This is a genomic window from Psychrobacter sp. CCUG 69069, assembly GCF_021023115.1.
Lineage (GTDB): Bacteria > Pseudomonadota > Gammaproteobacteria > Pseudomonadales > Moraxellaceae > Psychrobacter > Psychrobacter namhaensis.
Map to the genome: position 1 here is coordinate 1 of NZ_QQAI01000012.1, position 17,462 is coordinate 17,462.

Below are 17,462 nucleotides of genomic sequence, written 5' to 3' on the forward strand. Positions count from 1 at the left end.
ATTTTATGGTTGCCGCCGTACAGCCCAGACTTAAACCCTATCGAGAAAAAATGGGCTCAGGTGAAGTTTCTACGCCAAGGCTGGATGGAGAATGATTTATCCAAATTGTTTTATGATATTTGTCCAAAGCATAACAGTTTTATTTTAAACTGACTATATCCTCTGAAAGCTATATTGGTAAAATCATCAAATCGAATCAAATTGCTAAAACTGTAAAAGATATTGTTAAATATGAGGATATCTTAAACAATAAATTCTATGATGAAAATAAAAAATTAGATGTGCTTAGCGTATGGTTGAATGAAAATAAGAGATTTGAGAATTGTGTAGCTATTAGGAACGAGTTGAAAGAGAATTATGATTCTTGGATAGAAAAAGCTAACTTCCATAATTTCAAACGCTTAGTTTGTATCATCGATGAAATAGAAAATAATGACTTATATCCACAGCAGTCATATGTTTGATTAACGATCGTACAAGCCATCAAGACTTATCTAAAACTACAAGCGAAAAGCAAGTTTCCGCTATTAACTTCTTAAACCCAAATTTAAGACGCCTTCTACTCACCTAGAAGGCGTTTTTACTCATAAGCTGTATAGATATATAAACCCATATTAGCCCCGCACTTTGCTTATTTTATAGCCCTCATTTGCTATACTAATCCACTTTATCAATTACATAACCCCTCAAACATTCACGGTAACCTTATGAAGTTCTCAAAGTTTGGTCAAAAATTTACCCAGCCCACTGGCATCTCACAATTGATGGATGATCTGGGCGACGCGCTAAAAAGCGATCAGCCAGTCAACATGCTGGGCGGTGGTAATCCTGCCAAAATTGAAGCCGTCAATGAGCTGTTTTTAGAGACGTATAAGGCGCTGGGCGTTGATAACGATACGGGCGTGCCCAATAGTAGCGCGATTATTAGTATGGCGAATTACTCTAATCCGCAAGGGGATGCAGGCTTTATCGATGCGTTGGTCAGCTTCTTTAACCGTCACTATGATTGGGACCTCACGGCAGAAAACATCGCCCTGACCAATGGCTCGCAAAACGCTTTTTTCTATCTGTTTAATCTGTTTGGTGGTGCGTTCACAGATGAGCAAAGCCAAGATAAAGAAAGCCTGTCTGTCGATAAATCGATTTTATTGCCTTTAACGCCTGAATATATTGGCTATAGCGATGTGCATGTGGAAGGGCAGCATTTCGCAGCCGTATTACCGCATATCGATGAAGTGACGCATGATGGCGAGGAAGGCTTCTTTAAATATCGCGTGGATTTTGAGGCATTAGAGAACTTGCCAGCGCTCAAGGAAGGTCGTATCGGGGCGATTTGCTGTTCACGCCCAACCAACCCAACTGGCAACGTGCTGACCGATGACGAAATGGCGTATTTGGCTGAGATCGCTAAACGCTACGACATACCGCTGATTATCGATAATGCTTATGGTATGCCCTTCCCGAATATCATTTACTCTGATGTCAATTTGCATTGGGATAACAATACGATTTTGTGCTTTAGCCTGTCCAAAATTGGCCTGCCCGGTATGCGTACAGGTATCATCGTGGCCGATGCCAAAGTGATTGAAGCGGTCAGCGCGATGAATGCGGTGGTCAATCTAGCACCGACGCGCTTTGGGGCGGCGATTGCCACGCCATTGGTACAAGACGACCGTATCAAGCAATTATCCGATGACGTCATCAAGCCGTTTTATCACAAGCAAGCGAAACTCGCGGTGACGCTATTAAAAGACGCATTAGGCGATTATCCGTTGATGATTCACAAGCCTGAAGGGGCCATCTTCTTTTGGCTATGGTTTAAAGACTTACCGATTACGACCCTTGAGCTATACGAGCGTTTAAAAGAAAAAGGCACATTGATTGTGCCAAGCGAGTACTTCTTCCCCGGTGTCGACGTCAGTGATTATCAGCACGCGCACGAGTGCATTCGTATGAGTATCGCAGCGGACGAGCAGACGCTGACTGATGGTATCAAAGTAATTGGGGAAGTGGTACGCCAACTTTATGATGAAGCCAAGTAAAAACCGTTCGTGATAAACACAAAAAACGGACTATCAAATAGTCCGTTTTTTTTGCGCTATAAGCGTATACCAACCTTTTAGTTAAGCGCTTTTAGTAATTCCTTAGCGCTAAGCTTACCAAACTCATTGGCCGCCAAAGGGCCATCCCCTGAGATGAGCTTTCTATCTTGGTGTGTCTGCCCTGATGCCAGTTTATTATCAATCGTGACGCCTAGCTCTTCGAGTTTATCCCCAAAGTACCAAGGCATAGTACCCGGCAAATAGCCGAGTTTTGGCATTTGCTTATCCATTGCAGTTGGGAACGCGACTATCTCATAACCTTTAAAGATAAACTCGCACTCAGACTTAGCGTCTTTATTTGCCGTATCAAGATCGCCTAAGTTAGCCGCTAATAAAGCCGCAGGTCCATGGCAAATCGCTAACACGAATAAGTCGTTGTCATAACCCCACCGTAGCAATTCGCCAAGACTTTCATCTTCCGGCAAGCCAAGCATTGCGCCATGACCACCTGGGATAAATATGGCCGCATAGTCATCGCTATCGGTCATGTCATTTTTGACAAAGTCAGCGATACTTTTAGGTTTCTCAAGCTTTGACTGGTATTCCGCGTATATTTGTTTGACGTCGTCATCGTCTTCTGGCATCGCCCACTGCTCGACTTTGACAGACTCCCCATTTGGCGTAAAGACGTCCACATTGAAGCCCGCTTTTTTAAAGTGCAACAAAGGCACCATCATCTCAACCGGATGATTGCCAGTCTCAAACTTCTTACCGTTTTCCATGGTCATGTATTGCTGCTCGGTACAGACCATCAGGATTTTTTTATTGCCGGTATAAGGCGTGTCGTACTCGGTATGGTCGTAATTGGTTTTGTTTGGTGCTGCCAATTTTAACGATGACTTCGAAGGAATATACACGCCCGCGTTGGTTTCTTGGGGCTGTAAACCCAACGTATCTTTTGCATTGTCTAGTAGGTCTTGAATATTCATAGTGCTTCCTATTTATTATTATAACCATCCCAAAACGGTCGATTAACTTGGTCAAACTTTTGGAAGGTGTTAGTTATAGTGAACGGATAGCGAGTTAAGTAATAAATAAAGACGATAATTTTAAAAGACACGTCAATGTCGCTACCCTTTGAATTTAAGATAACAAACTGAGGAAGCGTTAAATAGTACAGACTTTTTATATTTCGTAAGCTTTGTAAGTGTGAGTTGCTAAGCGTCTACGTTACGGAGTAGCTAATCTGGCAAATTACAGTAATGACTAGTGAGGCGATCAGTAAAAAGTCTTAAAACGTGAATCGTAAAAGTGTGACACACAGACACTAAAAAACGGACTAATAGTCCGTTTTTTTATGCCGTTTAATCATGGGTTTAACCTGAGTGACTGACTGAAAAATTTTTGTCCATAAGGTGAGAGCATAGAGCACGTACGGCCACAAGCAAGTATTCACAATATCATGAATGCTGGCCTTTAGCTCAGCACGTCCCATCCCTGAAACGCCCAACTCGGTGATGGTATGGCGGTTATCCAAATACTCACCCAAGAGGGCAATACCCGTCACCAGGATTAAAGCCATAAACGCCCTGACACTGTATTTTTTGAAGAGTGGACGCAGCAGAATTAAACTCAATAGATACACGCTCATACCGACGTAAATATGCAGCGCATCTTTTTCTAGCCCTGTGGCATTCATAATGCCTGTCTTAAAGATATAAAATTCCACTTTGTTTTCCACATATAAAAGAGTAGGAAATAACTAAAAATAAAAAAGAGTTTGCGACAATGCAAACTCTCTTGCGCGAGGCAAAACCGTGCTTTGCGCCCTCCTCGCTCAGGTTACACACTTACTAACTCATCCTACTGCACCAAGTCTTCAACTCATATTGTCTAAATGTCCCACTCCACAAAGTTCTTTAACAATTGTAAGCCCGCGGTATGGCTTTTTTCGGGATGGAACTGAGTGGCAAACAAGTTATCTTGCACGATACTGGCACAAAACGGCTGACCATAATCACAGATAGCAGCCACTTGTGAGCTATCGCTAGGCTCGCAATAATAGCTGTGCACAAAATAAAAATGCGCGTTGTCTTCGATACCATGCCACAACGGATGATCAAGATCCATGCCGCTGATGGTATTCCAGCCCATGTGCGGCACTTTGATGGTCGCGCCTTGCTCATCCCTCCACGTGGGATCGAACGCTTCTACGCTGCCCTTTAAAATACCAAGACAATTTGTCCCACCATTTTCTGCTGACTGCTCAAACAGTGCTTGCATACCGACACAGATGGCCATGACAGGCTTTTTGAATATCGCCTGCTGTATGACTTCATCGATGCCAGCATCTTTCATGCCAGCGATACAGTCTCGCATCGCACCAACGCCCGGAAATACGATCTTATCCGCAGCCGCGACTACTTTTGGGTCATTAGTGATAGCCACTTCGGCACCGACGAGCGCCAGCGCTTTGCTCACAGAATGCAGATTGCCCATACCATAATCTAATAACGCTACTTTGGTCACTTTGGCCATTAAAACGCCTCTTTTGTCGATGGCAGGGTGTTAAGCGCGCGCTCATCATACTCACAAGCCATACGCAGCGCACGGGCAAACGCTTTAAAGGTTGACTCGATTTGATGATGGCTGTTTTTGCCTTTGAGGTTGTCCAGATGCACCGTCATCCATGAGTGATTGACGAAACCATAAAAGAACTCGCTAAACAAATCGACATCAAAGCGGCCCACATGCGAGCGCGTAAAAGGAATGTCCATGTGCAGGCCTGGGCGACCGGATAGATCAACGACTGCACGGGTCAAAGACTCATCTAGAGGCGCGTAAAAATGCCCGTAACGGCGGATGCCTTTTTTATCACCAAGCGCTTTATTAAACGCTTGGCCTAGCGTAATACCCGTGTCTTCAACGCTATGGTGATCATCGATAAACGTGTCGCCTGTACATTTGATGTCTAAGTCAAACAAGCCGTGACGTTTGATTTGATCGATCATATGATCCAAAAATGGCACACCTGTATCCACCACCCCTTGACCTGTACCATCAAGGTTTACGGTACAAGTGATTTGTGTTTCAGCCGTATTGCGTTCCACAGTCGCAGTACGGGCGGGACGACCATATAGGTTTGCATTTGGCGAAGGGTTTTGCTCAGAAGCATTGGCTGTCATGGCGACTCTCTATCAATAAAAAGCGGTCAATAAAATAGGGCAAAAAAACACCCAGTACATTTTGCTAGCATCTAAATCAGTTAACCATAAAGATGTTCTAAAAATATCTCAAAGAAGGCATAGTGTTTATACAAGATACTCAAGTTTAATTTTTAGCATAGGTGACACTGTCTGTTCTCATCATAGCAAACCCTAACATTTACTGCCACGACCAAGCCGTAAACCACGCACAAAATTGCCTCATTCTGCTAAAATAGTGTCTTCAGTTTAATCAATCATGACCGACGCTATAACGCCACGCTATATCACATTATAGAAACCGTCTGTTTATAGGAACTCCTATGCCTTTAGAAGCGATCGCCATCCATAGCTTGGATACGCCCCTGATTAAAAAACCTGCCCGTGAGAATGAGCTATCGGAGCGTCTACACGCCTTGTATGATAGCGATGATACACAGCCTGATGGGGCAGAAGTATTAAGTCTCGTTGAGCAAGGCTTTAAACGGGGTCAATGTCTCTATGTCGGCATGTTCAATGACAAACCTATCGCGGCCGTTGCCTGCTTTGATGATGGGCAAACCAATGCCAAACGTTTGCAATACCTGACGGTCCATCCACAAAATCGCGGCCGTGCCATCGATGCAAAATTCATTAAACTGGTCTATGATGCTGAGGTTAAAAAAGGCGTACGTGAATTTGTCCCTGCTGATGCCGATATTCATCGTATCATGAGCGAGTACGAACTACTGCGCGTCAAGGACTAAACACAGCTTTAAACCCTTTGATTTTATCAAAATTTGCTTATTTTTGGTCTTTTATCACATATAATGCGAAAATAGCTTGACAGCGACGCGTATATTTAGTTTAATAGCGACCTCAACGAAGACGGCTCGATAGCTCAGTAGGTAGAGCAACGGATTGAAAATCCGTGTGTCGGCAGTTCGATCCTGCCTCGAGCCACCATTCGTTACTAGATTCGAAAAACCCTCAAATAGTGATATTTGAGGGTTTTTTTATGCCTGAAAATAGTGCGATTTTATGGCAATAAAGTCTATCACCCTCACCCTTTCACAGCTGGACAACATTTTTAGACTGTTTTTTAAACGGCTCGGCTCAGTATACTAAAACTCACTGTCCACAACAGGTGATGTTATGAGAGAGTTTGATTACGATTTGGACTATCAAAACTTGGATTTGCGCGCGCAGCCTGAGTTGTATCGGGTGGGCCGCGGTGAGCAAGGCGTGTTATTGGTCGAGCCTTATAAATCCGAGATACTGCCGCATTGGCGCTTTGCGACGCCTGACATTGCCAAAGAGAGCAGCGAGACGATTTATCAGATGTTTTTGGATTATCTGGCGGCTGATGATTTTGTTGGCGCTGATATGGCGCGTAAATTTATCCAGATGGGCTATACCCGCGCCCGCCGCTATGCCAATCATAAAGGCGGCAAAAAGTACAAAGGCCCAGTCCCAGATGATAAAAAAGGCCAAAGCGGGGCGCATGGACGTGAAGAGCTGCCACGGCAAGATGAGGACCCAATTAAAGCAGAGTCAGCGCGTATTTTTAAACAAAAATGGGATTTTTGCCGCAAAAACGAGCGTTATTTGACAATGAAAGCTGAACATCGTGAGCGTTATAAAGACGTTGAATAACCGTAAAACGCTTTAATAATCATGCCTCACAAGTTAAATAATAATGGTTTTATCATGGCTAGCGGCAAAACAGTGAGGCTTCACGACTTGCTGTGTTAAGGTAATAAGCGCTAGCACCCCTCTTCCAAAATATCTATTACGCGGACACCAATAATGACAATAGACAATAAGAAACTTTTGATTTTTGATTTTGATGGCACATTGATTGACAGTGTACCCGATTTGGCTGATGCCGCCAATATCATGCTTGGCCAGTTAGGAAAGCCGAGCTATCCTATTGACACCATACAAGAGTGGGTAGGCAACGGCTCACGTATGCTGGTTGAGCGTGCACTCTCTGGTAGCATTGAGGTTGATCCCCATCTGTCAGACGCAGAGGTAGAAGCGGCTGAGCGTTTGTTTTTCGATGCGTATGCTGCCCACGACACGAGCAAGACCAGCGCTTATCCTGACGTCGAGACAGGTTTAAAACAGTTAACAGACGCTGGTTTTACCCTAGCATTGGTCACCAATAAACCGATACGCTTTGTGCCCGACATATTAGCAAGCCTAGGCTGGACGTCATATTTCGCCATGGTCTTGGGCGGTGATAGCTTATCTGTCAAAAAACCCGATCCTGCGCCTTTATTGCATGTTTGTGAGACACTACAGTTTGATCCCACACAAGCGCTCATGATTGGGGACTCTATCAATGACATCCAAGCTGGCAAGCGTGCCAATATCGATACGGTTGGCTTATCTTATGGTTATAATTATGGCAAAGATATTCGTGATAGCCAGCCCAATCAAGCCTTTGATAGCTTTAAGGCACTGCTAGATTGGGTACTTAAATAAAAAGGGTAGTCAGCTCACCACAATAGAAATGTGGCTGACATTTAAATTCTGTTATTTACTGCGATAACTGAGGGCCTCAGAGACATGGGCACTAGTGATATCAGCACTATCGGCAAGATCTGCAATGGTACGTGCGACTCGCAATACTCGATGATAGCCACGTGCCGATAAATTTAAGCGTTGCTGAGCGAGCTGTAGTAATTGCTGCTCACCCTCCCCTAGGGGTAGATATTTGTCAATCTCGCTAGGGCTAAGCTCATTATTCACTTTTTGCTGCCGCTGTAATTGGCGCTTGTGAGCAGCAGCGACTCGAAGCCGAACCTGCTCGGAGGTTTCCCCAGCCGCCGCATTTTGCAAATCAGCAATCGGTAACGCTGGTACCGTAATGTGCAAATCAATGCGATCAAGCAGTGGCCCTGATAGTTTGTCTTGATAGCGTCTAATCTGCTCAGGACGGCAGCGACATCTGGCTGATCCGTCACCATCATAACCACACGGGCAAGGATTCATGGCAGCGACTAATTGAAAATTGGCTGGAAAAGTCATTTGAGAGTTGGCACGGCTAATAGTGATTTGCTTGGCTTCTAACGGCTGGCGTAACACCTCCAGCACACTCCGATCAAACTCTGGCAGTTCATCAAGAAACAAAACGCCTTTATTGGCAAGGGTAATCTCGCCAGGTTTGGGGCGCGAGCCACCACCCACCAACGCCACTGCCGATATGGTATGGTGAACTTGCCTAAATGGCCGTGTACCATAATCATAATCGCTATCTGCGACAGAATACGTACTGGCAACCTCTAACGCATCCTCAGCGCTCAAATCTGGCAAAATAGTGGGTAGCCGCGATGCCATCAACGTCTTGCCTGAGCCAGGCGGCCCTGTAAATAGTAACGAATGGCCGCCTGCTGCTGCAATCTCAAGCGCGCGCCTAGCATGATGCTGTCCTTTCACATCCGCTAGATCCACTTTATAGCCCACCTGCTTTGGTGCGGGGCTAGGCGGTACTACCTCTAAACGCGTATCAAGCTTACCTGAGTCTGATAATGACTGCAAATGATCACAAACACTCTTTAAACTTGGTGCGGCTAATATCGTCACGCCATCCACACGACTGGCCTCAGCACCGTTCTTGATCGGTACGATGAGCTGCGGTGTCGTCTGCACCGAAGGTGATGCTTCACTGCGCTTTTGGCTATTATCTTCTAACACTTGTGCTAATTTTAATGCCAATCCTTCAGCTTTGATCGCACGTGCCACTGCCAGACTACCTGTCACCTGCCGAAGCTCACCATTGAGCGCCAACTCACCAATAAACTCAAATCCTGATAGCACGTCCGGTTCCAACTGCCCACTTGCCGCCAGTATTCCTATGGCAATGGGCAGATCCAGACGGGCACCATCTTTTGGCAAATCGGCAGGTGCCAGATTAATCGTCAGACGCCGATTGGGAAACTGAAAACCTGAGTTGAGAATCGCAGAACGTACGCGATCCTTGCTTTCTCGTACCGCCGCTTCAGGCAAACCGACAATGGTCAGGGCTGGCAGTCCTTGCGATAAATGCACCTCAATAATAACCTTAGGCGCATGCAAACCGACGACCGAACGGGTATAAACTTGAGCAAACGACATCAGTGCTTCCTAATAGAGGGAATAATTTATCATAAAGTATTATTTATTAGTGCGCAAATGTCGTCTTTTATTTATAGGGTATAAGAGAAAAGCATGACCCTACTACCCCACTGCTAATAAGGATTTGCTATAATAATGACTATACATGCAGCCATGAATAACCTATCAGCAGCAATATCTAGGATTAAAACGAGGAACACCGCATGACAGACCATTTAACACAAAACAATCCGCAGCCTTACAACAATGCGGAAGCGCAACCGTCGACCACGCGCCCTGTTATGCAGACAGAAAGTCCTTATGCCAGTACGCGTGGCAGTATCACTAGTAAGCAGCTGCCCGCCTTTGATGAAACCATTATCCATAAGTACAATCGTTCAGGGCCTCGCTACACCTCTTATCCAACGGCGCTTGAATTCTCACCAATCCCTGATGATCTTGAGATAAAAATTCTTCAAAACCGTGAAGCCCGTGCGCCACTGTCCTTATATTTTCATATCCCATTCTGTCGTCATCTTTGCTATTACTGCGCTTGCAATAAAATTATCACCAAAAAAAATAGCGACTCAGGCGATTATTTGCAGTACTTAATCGCTGAGATTAAGCACAAACGCCGCCTGCTATCGGCGCCAGAAGGCAGCAGCAAGCCTCTGGTTAAACAGTTGCACTTAGGCGGTGGCACGCCCACGTTTTTGCGTGATGAGGAAATGGTTCAGTTGTGGGAATTTTTGCAGACCCAGTTTGAATTCTTGCCTGAAGACCAAGGCGACTACTCTATTGAAATTGACCCACGCGAGTTGAGTGGCGAGACGCTAAAAACGCTACGGAATCTTGGTTTTAATCGGATTAGCTTAGGGGTGCAAGATTTAGATGAGACGGTACAAATTGCCGTCAATCGTGTGCATTCAGCAGAGTTGATTGAAAATGTGTTGAACGAAGCACGCGAGTTGGGATTTCACTCTATCAATATCGATCTGATTTATGGTCTACCGCATCAAACGCCTGTCACCTTAGCTAAAACGGTGCAACGCATTATTGAGATGTCACCAGACCGTCTGTCAGTATTCAACTACGCCCATCTGCCAGAACGTTTTAAAGCCCAGCGTCAAATCAAAGATGAGGACTTGCCAAGCCCAGCCGCTAAGCTGACTATGCTGGGTAATACCATCAATACGCTAACAGAAGCGGGCTATCAATATATCGGTATTGATCATTTTGCCAAGCCTGATGACGAGCTGTCAGTGGCCCAGCGCGCAGGCAAGTTACATCGTAACTTCCAAGGTTACACCATCATGGGCGACTGTGATTTATTGGGTTTCGGGGTCTCATCCATCAGTCAGATTGCCAATGCTAACACGCGCTACATCCTACAAAACGATACCGACTTACAAGGCTATCACGCCAACATTGATGCTGCGCAAACCAATCTGATGACTATGCCTGCGGTAAAGTATATTAAAACGTCTATCAAAGATCGCCTGCGTGAATACGTCATTATGAATTTGTTGTGCCACGACTACATTGACTTCAAAGACGTGAATCAAAAATTCGGTATCGATGCCATTACCTATTTTATTGATGAAATTCAACAATTGGGTGCGATGCAAGAAGACCGTTTAATTGACATGGACGCAGCGGGTATTCGAGTATTACCCAAAGGTCGTCTATTAGGCCGCAATGTCGCCATGGTGTTTGACGAATATCTTGAGAAAAAACACAAAAACCGTTTTTCAAAAGTTATTTAAAAAATGGCTCTATAAGACAATTAGCGGCCATAAAAAAGACCTCAAATGAGGTCTTTTTTATGGCCGCTCTTCGTACTCTTATTTGTTAATAGTCCACTCATTTTATTCAGTGGGCGTAACGATATACAGTCTATTAGCATCTTCTAGCGTTTTTTCTCGATCCAAATACTTTTGCTCAACAGTACTTGTTGAATGCATGTTTTTTGAATGTATGGTCTCTGAATCTGTCATTGCAAAATCATCATCATTCAGTAAGCCCAATGAACCATCTTGGCGTAACCACAAGCCTTCAAGCTTATCGTGAGGATAATCTAGGGTCGCTAAAACATCAACGACCAAGGTTTTTTTCACTGGCATGATGGACATTTTTTCAAATATCTGCCAGTTTTCTTCGTCTGTTGCAATAAACTGTTCAAGTGTTTGGTCATTGATTGTCAAACCAACAGCCTCGTCTTGTTTGACACTTTTGGTGTTTAAAATGGTTGTAATATCTGTTGCCTGAGAGATATCGATTTTATAAATGAGCTTTTGAGCAGACCTATCCTGTAGGGGGAATTTGCGGTCATGCTCAATAAGATAAAACTCACAATTACTGAGTGCAACAATACCTGAAGTGACATGTTTCGCCTTATCAAGACGGTACAAATACTGAGCTATCTGACCAGAATTTAAGTCAATAGTAACGATTCGCGTCAAACTAGACACACGCCCTGACTTATCAGGATTATCTAATGAAGACTCTATAACACCTACTAGCGTGGTCTGGTCTGGCGTAATCGTTAATGCCTCCATACCGCGATTGGCACGGCGTTTGGTAAGCTCTGTCGGTAATAAAATCAGCTTGTCATTAATCATCACATTATTACGCTCATCACTGGCAAACGCATTGATACGTGCAATCTCCACACCTTCTGCATTGTAATGGACGAGGTGCGGACCATACTCATCGCCGACCCAAAAACTACCATCTGTAAGTGCCGCCAGCCCTTCAGGATCCAAACCATTAATATCGGTTTTAATAGGATTGGTCACTTCATCAAACGGTAGATGTGGGTTCATCGTCATTGGTTTCCCATCGACATCATAAGGTACTTCATTGGTACCGCCCAAGGCTTTTGGATTTGGCAGTCCAGAGATAGGGTTGCCGTCTCTATCCTTAAGCAGTATCTCTTTTATCTTAATAATTTTACCGTCCGCTTGCAGCTCAAATAATCCGATAGACGGCGTATAGTTTGGCACAAGAAATTGCTTACCTTTTCCAGCACACCCGTCAAAGTCGGCATTGGGACCACGATCAGTCAGTACATAGAATTGATTGGCATTGGTAGGATGGGCGGCCACGTCTGAACCATAGCCACCATTGCAGATCTCTAGTTTTTGATTAGGATAGGCGGCGTTGGTATGCGTGGCATCAAGTATGGTATAAGGCAGTGGACTGCCTTGAGAGAACGCCTTCATCTGTCTCATTTCAGCATGTGCATCTTGCTTCGTCATTTCCGCATTCCTTGCATCATTACTTCTATTAAACCAGTAAAATGGTTGCTGGTAAATCACACTCAAAAAAATAGCCAGCGCGTAAAACGCTTACTGACTACTCTTAGAATGCACTTTAACTATTTAATTACTGCTGTGAACCATAGAGGTTGAGATGTAGTCAATTTATCTTAAAAGCGAGTCAGAGCGACTGGAATGAGTGTTTCTGAAATGACTGTTTCGCAGCCTCTTTATTAGCAGCAAGCAAGAAAAATTTATACCAGACGCATGGGGCTATTAACGTATCGATTTTATTTTAAACTGCCTATACAAGTACTGTTACTACACTTTCAGCTTATCCCCAACCATCCCTTTCACTGTGCTTAAAATATCAGCCGGTAAGACCACCATTTTTGAGTTGTCAGATTCCGCCAGCTCACGAATCGCTTTGATATACTGTTCACCCAACAAATAAACAATCGGCATCTCTTCAGTCCCCATCGCATTCGTAATCAGACGAATCGACTCTTCAGAACCACGGGCGAGTACCACCTGTGCTTCTGCATCACGACGTGAGGCTTCCAAGCGGCCATCCGCTTCTAAGATAGCCGCTTGTTTTTGGCCATCAGCACGTGTCACTGTCGCACGGCGTTGACGTTCGGCTGCTGCCTGTTCTTCCATGGCTGTTTGCATGGTAGCAGACGGATTGATGTCTTGGATCTCTACCGTCTTAAGGGTGATGCCCCAATCAGAGATGTCTTCTGAGATGGCATGTTTGAGCTTGGCTTTAATTTCATCACGGCTAGACAACGCGCTATCTAGATCCATTTCACCAACGATTGAGCGCAATGACGTTTGTACTAGATTGCGTATCCCGTACTCATAATCTTCGATACCATAAACTGCTTTATCAGGGCGTACAATATTAATATACGCCACTGCATTTGCAATAATAACGACGTTGTCTCGCGTAATGACTTCTTGTGAAGGAATATCAAGCACGATATCTTTAGTCGTTACTTTGTAAGCCACATCATCCACATAAGGGATAATCAAGTTTAGCCCCGGCTCTAGGGTTTGGCTGTATTTGCCCAATCGCTGAATGACCCACTTATACCCTTGCGGTACGATTCGCACTCCTTTGAATATAGTAAACACGACCAGTGCGACCAGTACCACCATGACAATGCTAAAGCTTTCCATAACCCATCCTTATTATTGTATTTGCCTGTTTTTATTGAGCACAGCTTGCGATTTCATACTGCTCACAATGAGCTCATTGCCAACGATATCCGTCACCACAACCCGATCACCGACAGCGACTACCTCTCCTCTCGTACGGCACATCCATTCTGCCGCCCCCACAATCGGGACACTAAAGCGTACGACGCCCGCTCTATCTGGTTGTGGTTGTAGAACGATCATACCTGTCTCGCCAACGATCACACTACCGCCAAGCCCTGCCTTAGTACGATCCACCGATAAAGGTTTAATAAACTTGAACCATACCACCAAAAAAACCGCAGAAAGTACCAACCAAATAACGATCTGCACAGAGAACCCAATAGGGAGTAACCATGTCAACGCAGCAACTATGATGGCAGCTGCACCAAACCACAGGCTTGCAAATGTCGGCACAAACATCTCAACAATGAGCAGTACGAAGCCTAATACCAGCCAATGCCACGGTTCAATCATCCAAAGTGTCTCCATTACGGCTACCCTCCCTGTATTTTTTCTGAGGTTCTAGCTTTTAATGTAACACACTTTTAGAGAATACAACTTCTTAAAAATCATCAATCTAGAGGGGATGTCTCTCCATAAACTTATGGAAGCATATAGAAATGAAAAGCATAAAAAAACGACCGCCGAAGCGATCGTTTTTTACTTAATAAGCTACTGCCTAAGTTTTTAGAATTTCAATTGGGCACCAACAGTCATTAGGTCGGCATCACTACCTAGCATGTCATACTCGGCTTCAACGCTGAAGTCAGGGTTTACTGCATAGCCAAGACCTACACCACCAGCAATACTGGTGTCGTCTCTAGAAATCGTGTTTCTATCAGAATTTTCATCTAGATAGTTACCTTCTACTTCAGTTTTTGCCAGACCTAGTTTACCCTTGGCATATAAGCCTGTATTTGGGAAAGCGTAACGATACGTACCATAAGCACCGTACGTTTTAGCGTCTATGTCACCATTATAGTAATCGGCATCGTCTGAACCAACATACTCAACTTCCATACCGAAGTTAGGATCGAAGTTGTAACCGCCGTATACACCGTATGCAGTTGGATCATCAGCGCCATTTTCGTCTAAATCGAACTGACCAACTTTTACACCAGCATAAGGCTGTCCTGTGTAGCCGTTGCCATAACCGATGGCTGCTTGCGCACTTACGGTAAGTAAAGAACCCGTTGCTAGGGCAAGTAGAGTTTTTTGTAGAGTTTTCATTATTAGCTCCTTGAAATAAATTTGGACAAACAAGTTATCAGTTTTATATCGGTCTTTTAGACCCCATCGCCTTGTTTGCTAACGATGAATACATAGTAACAAACTATTTCGAGCACTCTGTCAGTGTTTGATGGTATGCGAGTTAAGATTTGCAAGTATTTATCAGTGCCTGGGTAACAAAGCCAGTTATATGAAACTTTCTGTTACATTTATCGATTCTGTGCAATACTTCCCTCTTGTGATGCCCCCTCCTCCCTAGGTTTAACATACGATAAAGGACAATTCAGTATGGCTACCCCAATTCATGAGCGACTACAAGCTGCCCTTGCGCAGCTAAAAAGCGCGCAGCAGTACCGCCACCTACCAGATATTGAGCATCAAGGGCGCTACGTAATCAGCCATGGCAAAGCGCTACTAAACATTGCCAGTAATGACTATCTTGGACTAGGTAGCGACATAGCACTGCAAGACGAATTTTTTGAATACATACAGCAGTTTCCCTCATTACACTTGCCTAAAATGAGTGCCACCTCTTCACGCCTTTTAACAGGCAATGATGCACAACTATCAGCGCTGGAGAGCGAACTACAACAATGGTATCAACTGGCCGCGGGTACAAAAAATAGCGCTGGTGTAAAAAATAAAACCGCTACGAAATCGGCGTTGGTAATAAACAGTGGCTATCACGCCAATATTGGTATTTTGCCTGCCCTCACTGCCTTGCCCGTTAAAACTCTTATTCTGGCAGATAAGCTAGTGCATGCCAGCATTATCGACGGTATCCGCCTGAGCCAAAATAAACTATGTACTTATCGGCGTTATCGACACAATGACTACGCGCACTTGGCCACATTATTAGCCCAAGCTGAGGGTGACGTTGAGCGCATTATTATCATCACCGAAAGTATTTTTAGTATGGATGGCGACCGCGCGGACTTACGCGCCTTAGTACGCTTAAAAGCGTTAGACAGTCGTATTGAGCTGTATGTGGATGAAGCCCATGCGGTCGGCGTCTTTGGTGACCACGGCTGCGGTTTGGCAGAAGACACGCAAACGCTGGCTGATATCGATTATTTAGTGGGAACGTTTGGCAAAGCATTTGCGTCGATCGGCGCGTATATTTTGTGCGATGACACGGTGAAATCATGGCTGATCAATCACATGCGTCCGCTGATCTTTAGTACCGCGTTACCACCGATCAATCATGCTTGGACACGTTTTATTTTGGCAAAAATGCCTGATCTGCAAGCGCGTAGACAACATTTGGCTCAGATGTCTCTCCAACTTAGCCAAGCCATCGCACCCGCGCATCGCGCATCATCAGCACCGCAAGAGGTTATTTCTCAGTCACCTATCGTGCCTTATATATTGGGTGATAACGCCCAAACGCTTGCCAAAGCCGCGCAGTTACAGGCAGCGGGATTCTACGCCTTACCTATCAGACCGCCGACCGTTCCTGCCAATACCGCACGCATTCGCTTGGTAATGAATGCCCAAGTAAGTCAAGCGGACTGTCAGCGTTTGATCGAGCACTTATAACCCAAAAAATTTATTAAGACTGCCCAAGCAAACACTCATGACATTTTGGATGAATAAACATGATAGAACACCCCAGTACAATACGCGAGCTGAGCGCTCGAAAGCAGATCATTGCTCGTCATTTTGCCCAAGCCAATACCTATGATCAGCACGCTCACATCCAGCAGCATGTCTGTCAACACTTACTGTCTGCCATCAGCCATATGCATCAAGATAGCGTGCTGGAAGTGGGTGCCGGTACTGGACAGATGACCCAGTTACTGGCGGCAAACATGCAAAGCAAACGCTGGATCATCAACGAGCTGTGTGCGCATCAAGCAACAAACTTACAGGCTATAATGCCGGCGGCACAACTGCGTATTGGTGATGCAGAAACAATGGATCTAGAAACAAATCACAGCTTGATTGTCAGTGCCAATGCCATACAGTGGTTTGATGATCCATTAGGTTTTGTATCACAGTTAACCAAACGACTCAAAGCAGGCGGCCAGCTACTGCTGAGCACTTTTACACCCAATAACTTTCATCAGATCAAAACTCTCACTGGTCAAGGTCTGTACTATCCAACTATTGAAGCCTGGCGTTTAGCATTAAATAAAGCCAACCTCAAACAGATACAGTTATCGACCCAGCGTTTCGATATACCGTTTAGGCGGCCGTATGACGTACTAAAACATATGAAAATGACTGGTGTCTCGACCAATCAAACCCAACGACAAACTACTACAGAGCAGCAAAGCATAGAACCGTTTATTTGGACAAAGACAAGCTTGCAGCAGTTTGAGCAAGCCTATTGGCAGCAGTTCTCAGGGCAAGACGAAAACGGCCAGCCCTGTGTGTATCTCACCTATGAAGTGCTCATCATCAACGCTTATCAGCCATAAAAAAACGCACCTCGAAAGGTG

General features: G+C 44.8%; 17 protein-coding genes and 1 tRNA gene. 9 read left to right on the forward strand and 9 right to left on the reverse strand.

Translation table 11 applies throughout. The features are described from left to right. Both DVY93_RS08770 and DVY93_RS08775 read left to right on the forward strand, forming a co-directional pair. The gene (locus tag DVY93_RS08770; RefSeq protein ID WP_330165965.1) at positions 1-153 is read left to right on the forward strand and encodes a transposase; all 153 of its coding nucleotides are present in this window, start codon (positions 1-3) and stop codon (positions 151-153) included. A 554-nt stretch (positions 154-707) separates the two neighbouring features. Then, a complete protein-coding gene (locus DVY93_RS08775) occupies positions 708-2,042 on the forward strand; it encodes a valine--pyruvate transaminase (RefSeq protein ID WP_230710351.1) in 1,335 nt (444 codons plus the stop codon). Positions 2,043-2,119: 77 nt separating this feature from the next. Here the strand turns inward: DVY93_RS08775 and DVY93_RS08780 are convergent, their stop codons facing one another. The 4 genes from DVY93_RS08780 to hisB all read right to left on the reverse strand — a co-directional run bounded on the left by DVY93_RS08780 (position 2,120) and on the right by hisB (position 5,227). Then, the gene (locus DVY93_RS08780; RefSeq protein WP_230710353.1) at positions 2,120-3,031 is read right to left on the reverse strand and encodes a DJ-1/PfpI family protein; all 912 of its coding nucleotides are present in this window, start codon (positions 3,029-3,031) and stop codon (positions 2,120-2,122) included. A 350-nt stretch (positions 3,032-3,381) separates the two neighbouring features. Beyond that, complete coding sequence (locus DVY93_RS08785) at positions 3,382-3,771, reverse strand: hypothetical protein (RefSeq protein WP_230710355.1); 390 nt, start codon at positions 3,769-3,771, stop codon at positions 3,382-3,384. Between the two features lie 164 nt (positions 3,772-3,935). Further along, positions 3,936-4,580, reverse strand: a complete 645-nt coding sequence (gene hisH / locus DVY93_RS08790) for an imidazole glycerol phosphate synthase subunit HisH (RefSeq protein WP_230710356.1) — start codon at positions 4,578-4,580, stop codon at positions 3,936-3,938. Beyond that, positions 4,580-5,227 carry an imidazoleglycerol-phosphate dehydratase HisB gene (gene hisB, locus DVY93_RS08795; protein WP_226949526.1) on the reverse strand — a complete coding sequence of 216 codons (648 nt, stop codon included), beginning with the start codon at positions 5,225-5,227 and terminating at the stop codon, positions 4,580-4,582. The genes hisH and hisB overlap by 1 nt, the downstream gene beginning before the upstream one ends. 341 nt (positions 5,228-5,568) lie before the next feature. On the opposite strand from hisB, the gene DVY93_RS08800 reads away from it, so the two are divergent. The 4 genes from DVY93_RS08800 (at position 5,569) to DVY93_RS08815 (ending at position 7,714) form a co-directional block, all read left to right on the forward strand. Beyond that, positions 5,569-5,991 carry a hypothetical protein gene (locus tag DVY93_RS08800; RefSeq protein WP_230710358.1) on the forward strand — a complete coding sequence of 141 codons (423 nt, stop codon included), beginning with the start codon at positions 5,569-5,571 and terminating at the stop codon, positions 5,989-5,991. Positions 5,992-6,114: 123 nt separating this feature from the next. Next, positions 6,115-6,190: transfer RNA gene (locus DVY93_RS08805), tRNA-Phe, on the forward strand. A 189-nt stretch (positions 6,191-6,379) separates the two neighbouring features. Beyond that, positions 6,380-6,880, forward strand: a complete 501-nt coding sequence (locus tag DVY93_RS08810) for a DUF4385 domain-containing protein (protein WP_230710361.1) — start codon at positions 6,380-6,382, stop codon at positions 6,878-6,880. 153 nt (positions 6,881-7,033) lie between these two features. Then, the gene (locus tag DVY93_RS08815) at positions 7,034-7,714 is read left to right on the forward strand and encodes a phosphoglycolate phosphatase (protein ID WP_230710363.1); all 681 of its coding nucleotides are present in this window, start codon (positions 7,034-7,036) and stop codon (positions 7,712-7,714) included. A gap of 51 nt (positions 7,715-7,765) precedes the next feature. Here the strand turns inward: DVY93_RS08815 and DVY93_RS08820 are convergent, their stop codons facing one another. Beyond that, a complete protein-coding gene (locus DVY93_RS08820; protein ID WP_230710365.1) occupies positions 7,766-9,346 on the reverse strand; it encodes a YifB family Mg chelatase-like AAA ATPase in 1,581 nt (526 codons plus the stop codon). Between the two features lie 281 nt (positions 9,347-9,627). On the opposite strand from DVY93_RS08820, the gene hemN reads away from it, so the two are divergent. Beyond that, complete coding sequence (gene hemN, locus DVY93_RS08825; protein ID WP_404672099.1) at positions 9,628-11,091, forward strand: oxygen-independent coproporphyrinogen III oxidase; 1,464 nt, start codon at positions 9,628-9,630, stop codon at positions 11,089-11,091. 102 nt (positions 11,092-11,193) lie between these two features. Here hemN and DVY93_RS08830 read toward each other — a convergent pair whose 3' ends face one another. From DVY93_RS08830 to DVY93_RS08845, 4 genes are all read right to left on the reverse strand, one after another. Next, positions 11,194-12,585 carry an esterase-like activity of phytase family protein gene (locus tag DVY93_RS08830; RefSeq protein ID WP_230710370.1) on the reverse strand — a complete coding sequence of 464 codons (1,392 nt, stop codon included), beginning with the start codon at positions 12,583-12,585 and terminating at the stop codon, positions 11,194-11,196. Between the two features lie 321 nt (positions 12,586-12,906). After that, positions 12,907-13,767 carry an SPFH domain-containing protein gene (locus DVY93_RS08835; protein WP_193006446.1) on the reverse strand — a complete coding sequence of 287 codons (861 nt, stop codon included), beginning with the start codon at positions 13,765-13,767 and terminating at the stop codon, positions 12,907-12,909. Between the two features lie 12 nt (positions 13,768-13,779). Beyond that, positions 13,780-14,277 (reverse strand): NfeD family protein, encoded by a 498-nt coding sequence (locus DVY93_RS08840; protein ID WP_230710372.1) that lies wholly within the window; start codon positions 14,275-14,277, stop codon positions 13,780-13,782. A gap of 198 nt (positions 14,278-14,475) precedes the next feature. Further along, a complete protein-coding gene (locus tag DVY93_RS08845) occupies positions 14,476-15,018 on the reverse strand; it encodes a porin family protein (RefSeq protein WP_230710374.1) in 543 nt (180 codons plus the stop codon). 288 nt (positions 15,019-15,306) lie between these two features. Here DVY93_RS08845 and DVY93_RS08850 point away from each other — a divergent pair, with 288 nt between their 5' ends. Together DVY93_RS08850 and DVY93_RS08855 are read left to right on the forward strand one after the other, a co-directional pair. Further along, complete coding sequence (locus tag DVY93_RS08850) at positions 15,307-16,557, forward strand: 8-amino-7-oxononanoate synthase (RefSeq protein WP_230710376.1); 1,251 nt, start codon at positions 15,307-15,309, stop codon at positions 16,555-16,557. 59 nt (positions 16,558-16,616) lie between these two features. Next, complete coding sequence (locus DVY93_RS08855) at positions 16,617-17,441, forward strand: methyltransferase domain-containing protein (protein ID WP_230710378.1); 825 nt, start codon at positions 16,617-16,619, stop codon at positions 17,439-17,441. The last annotated feature ends 21 nt before the right edge of the window (positions 17,442-17,462 follow it).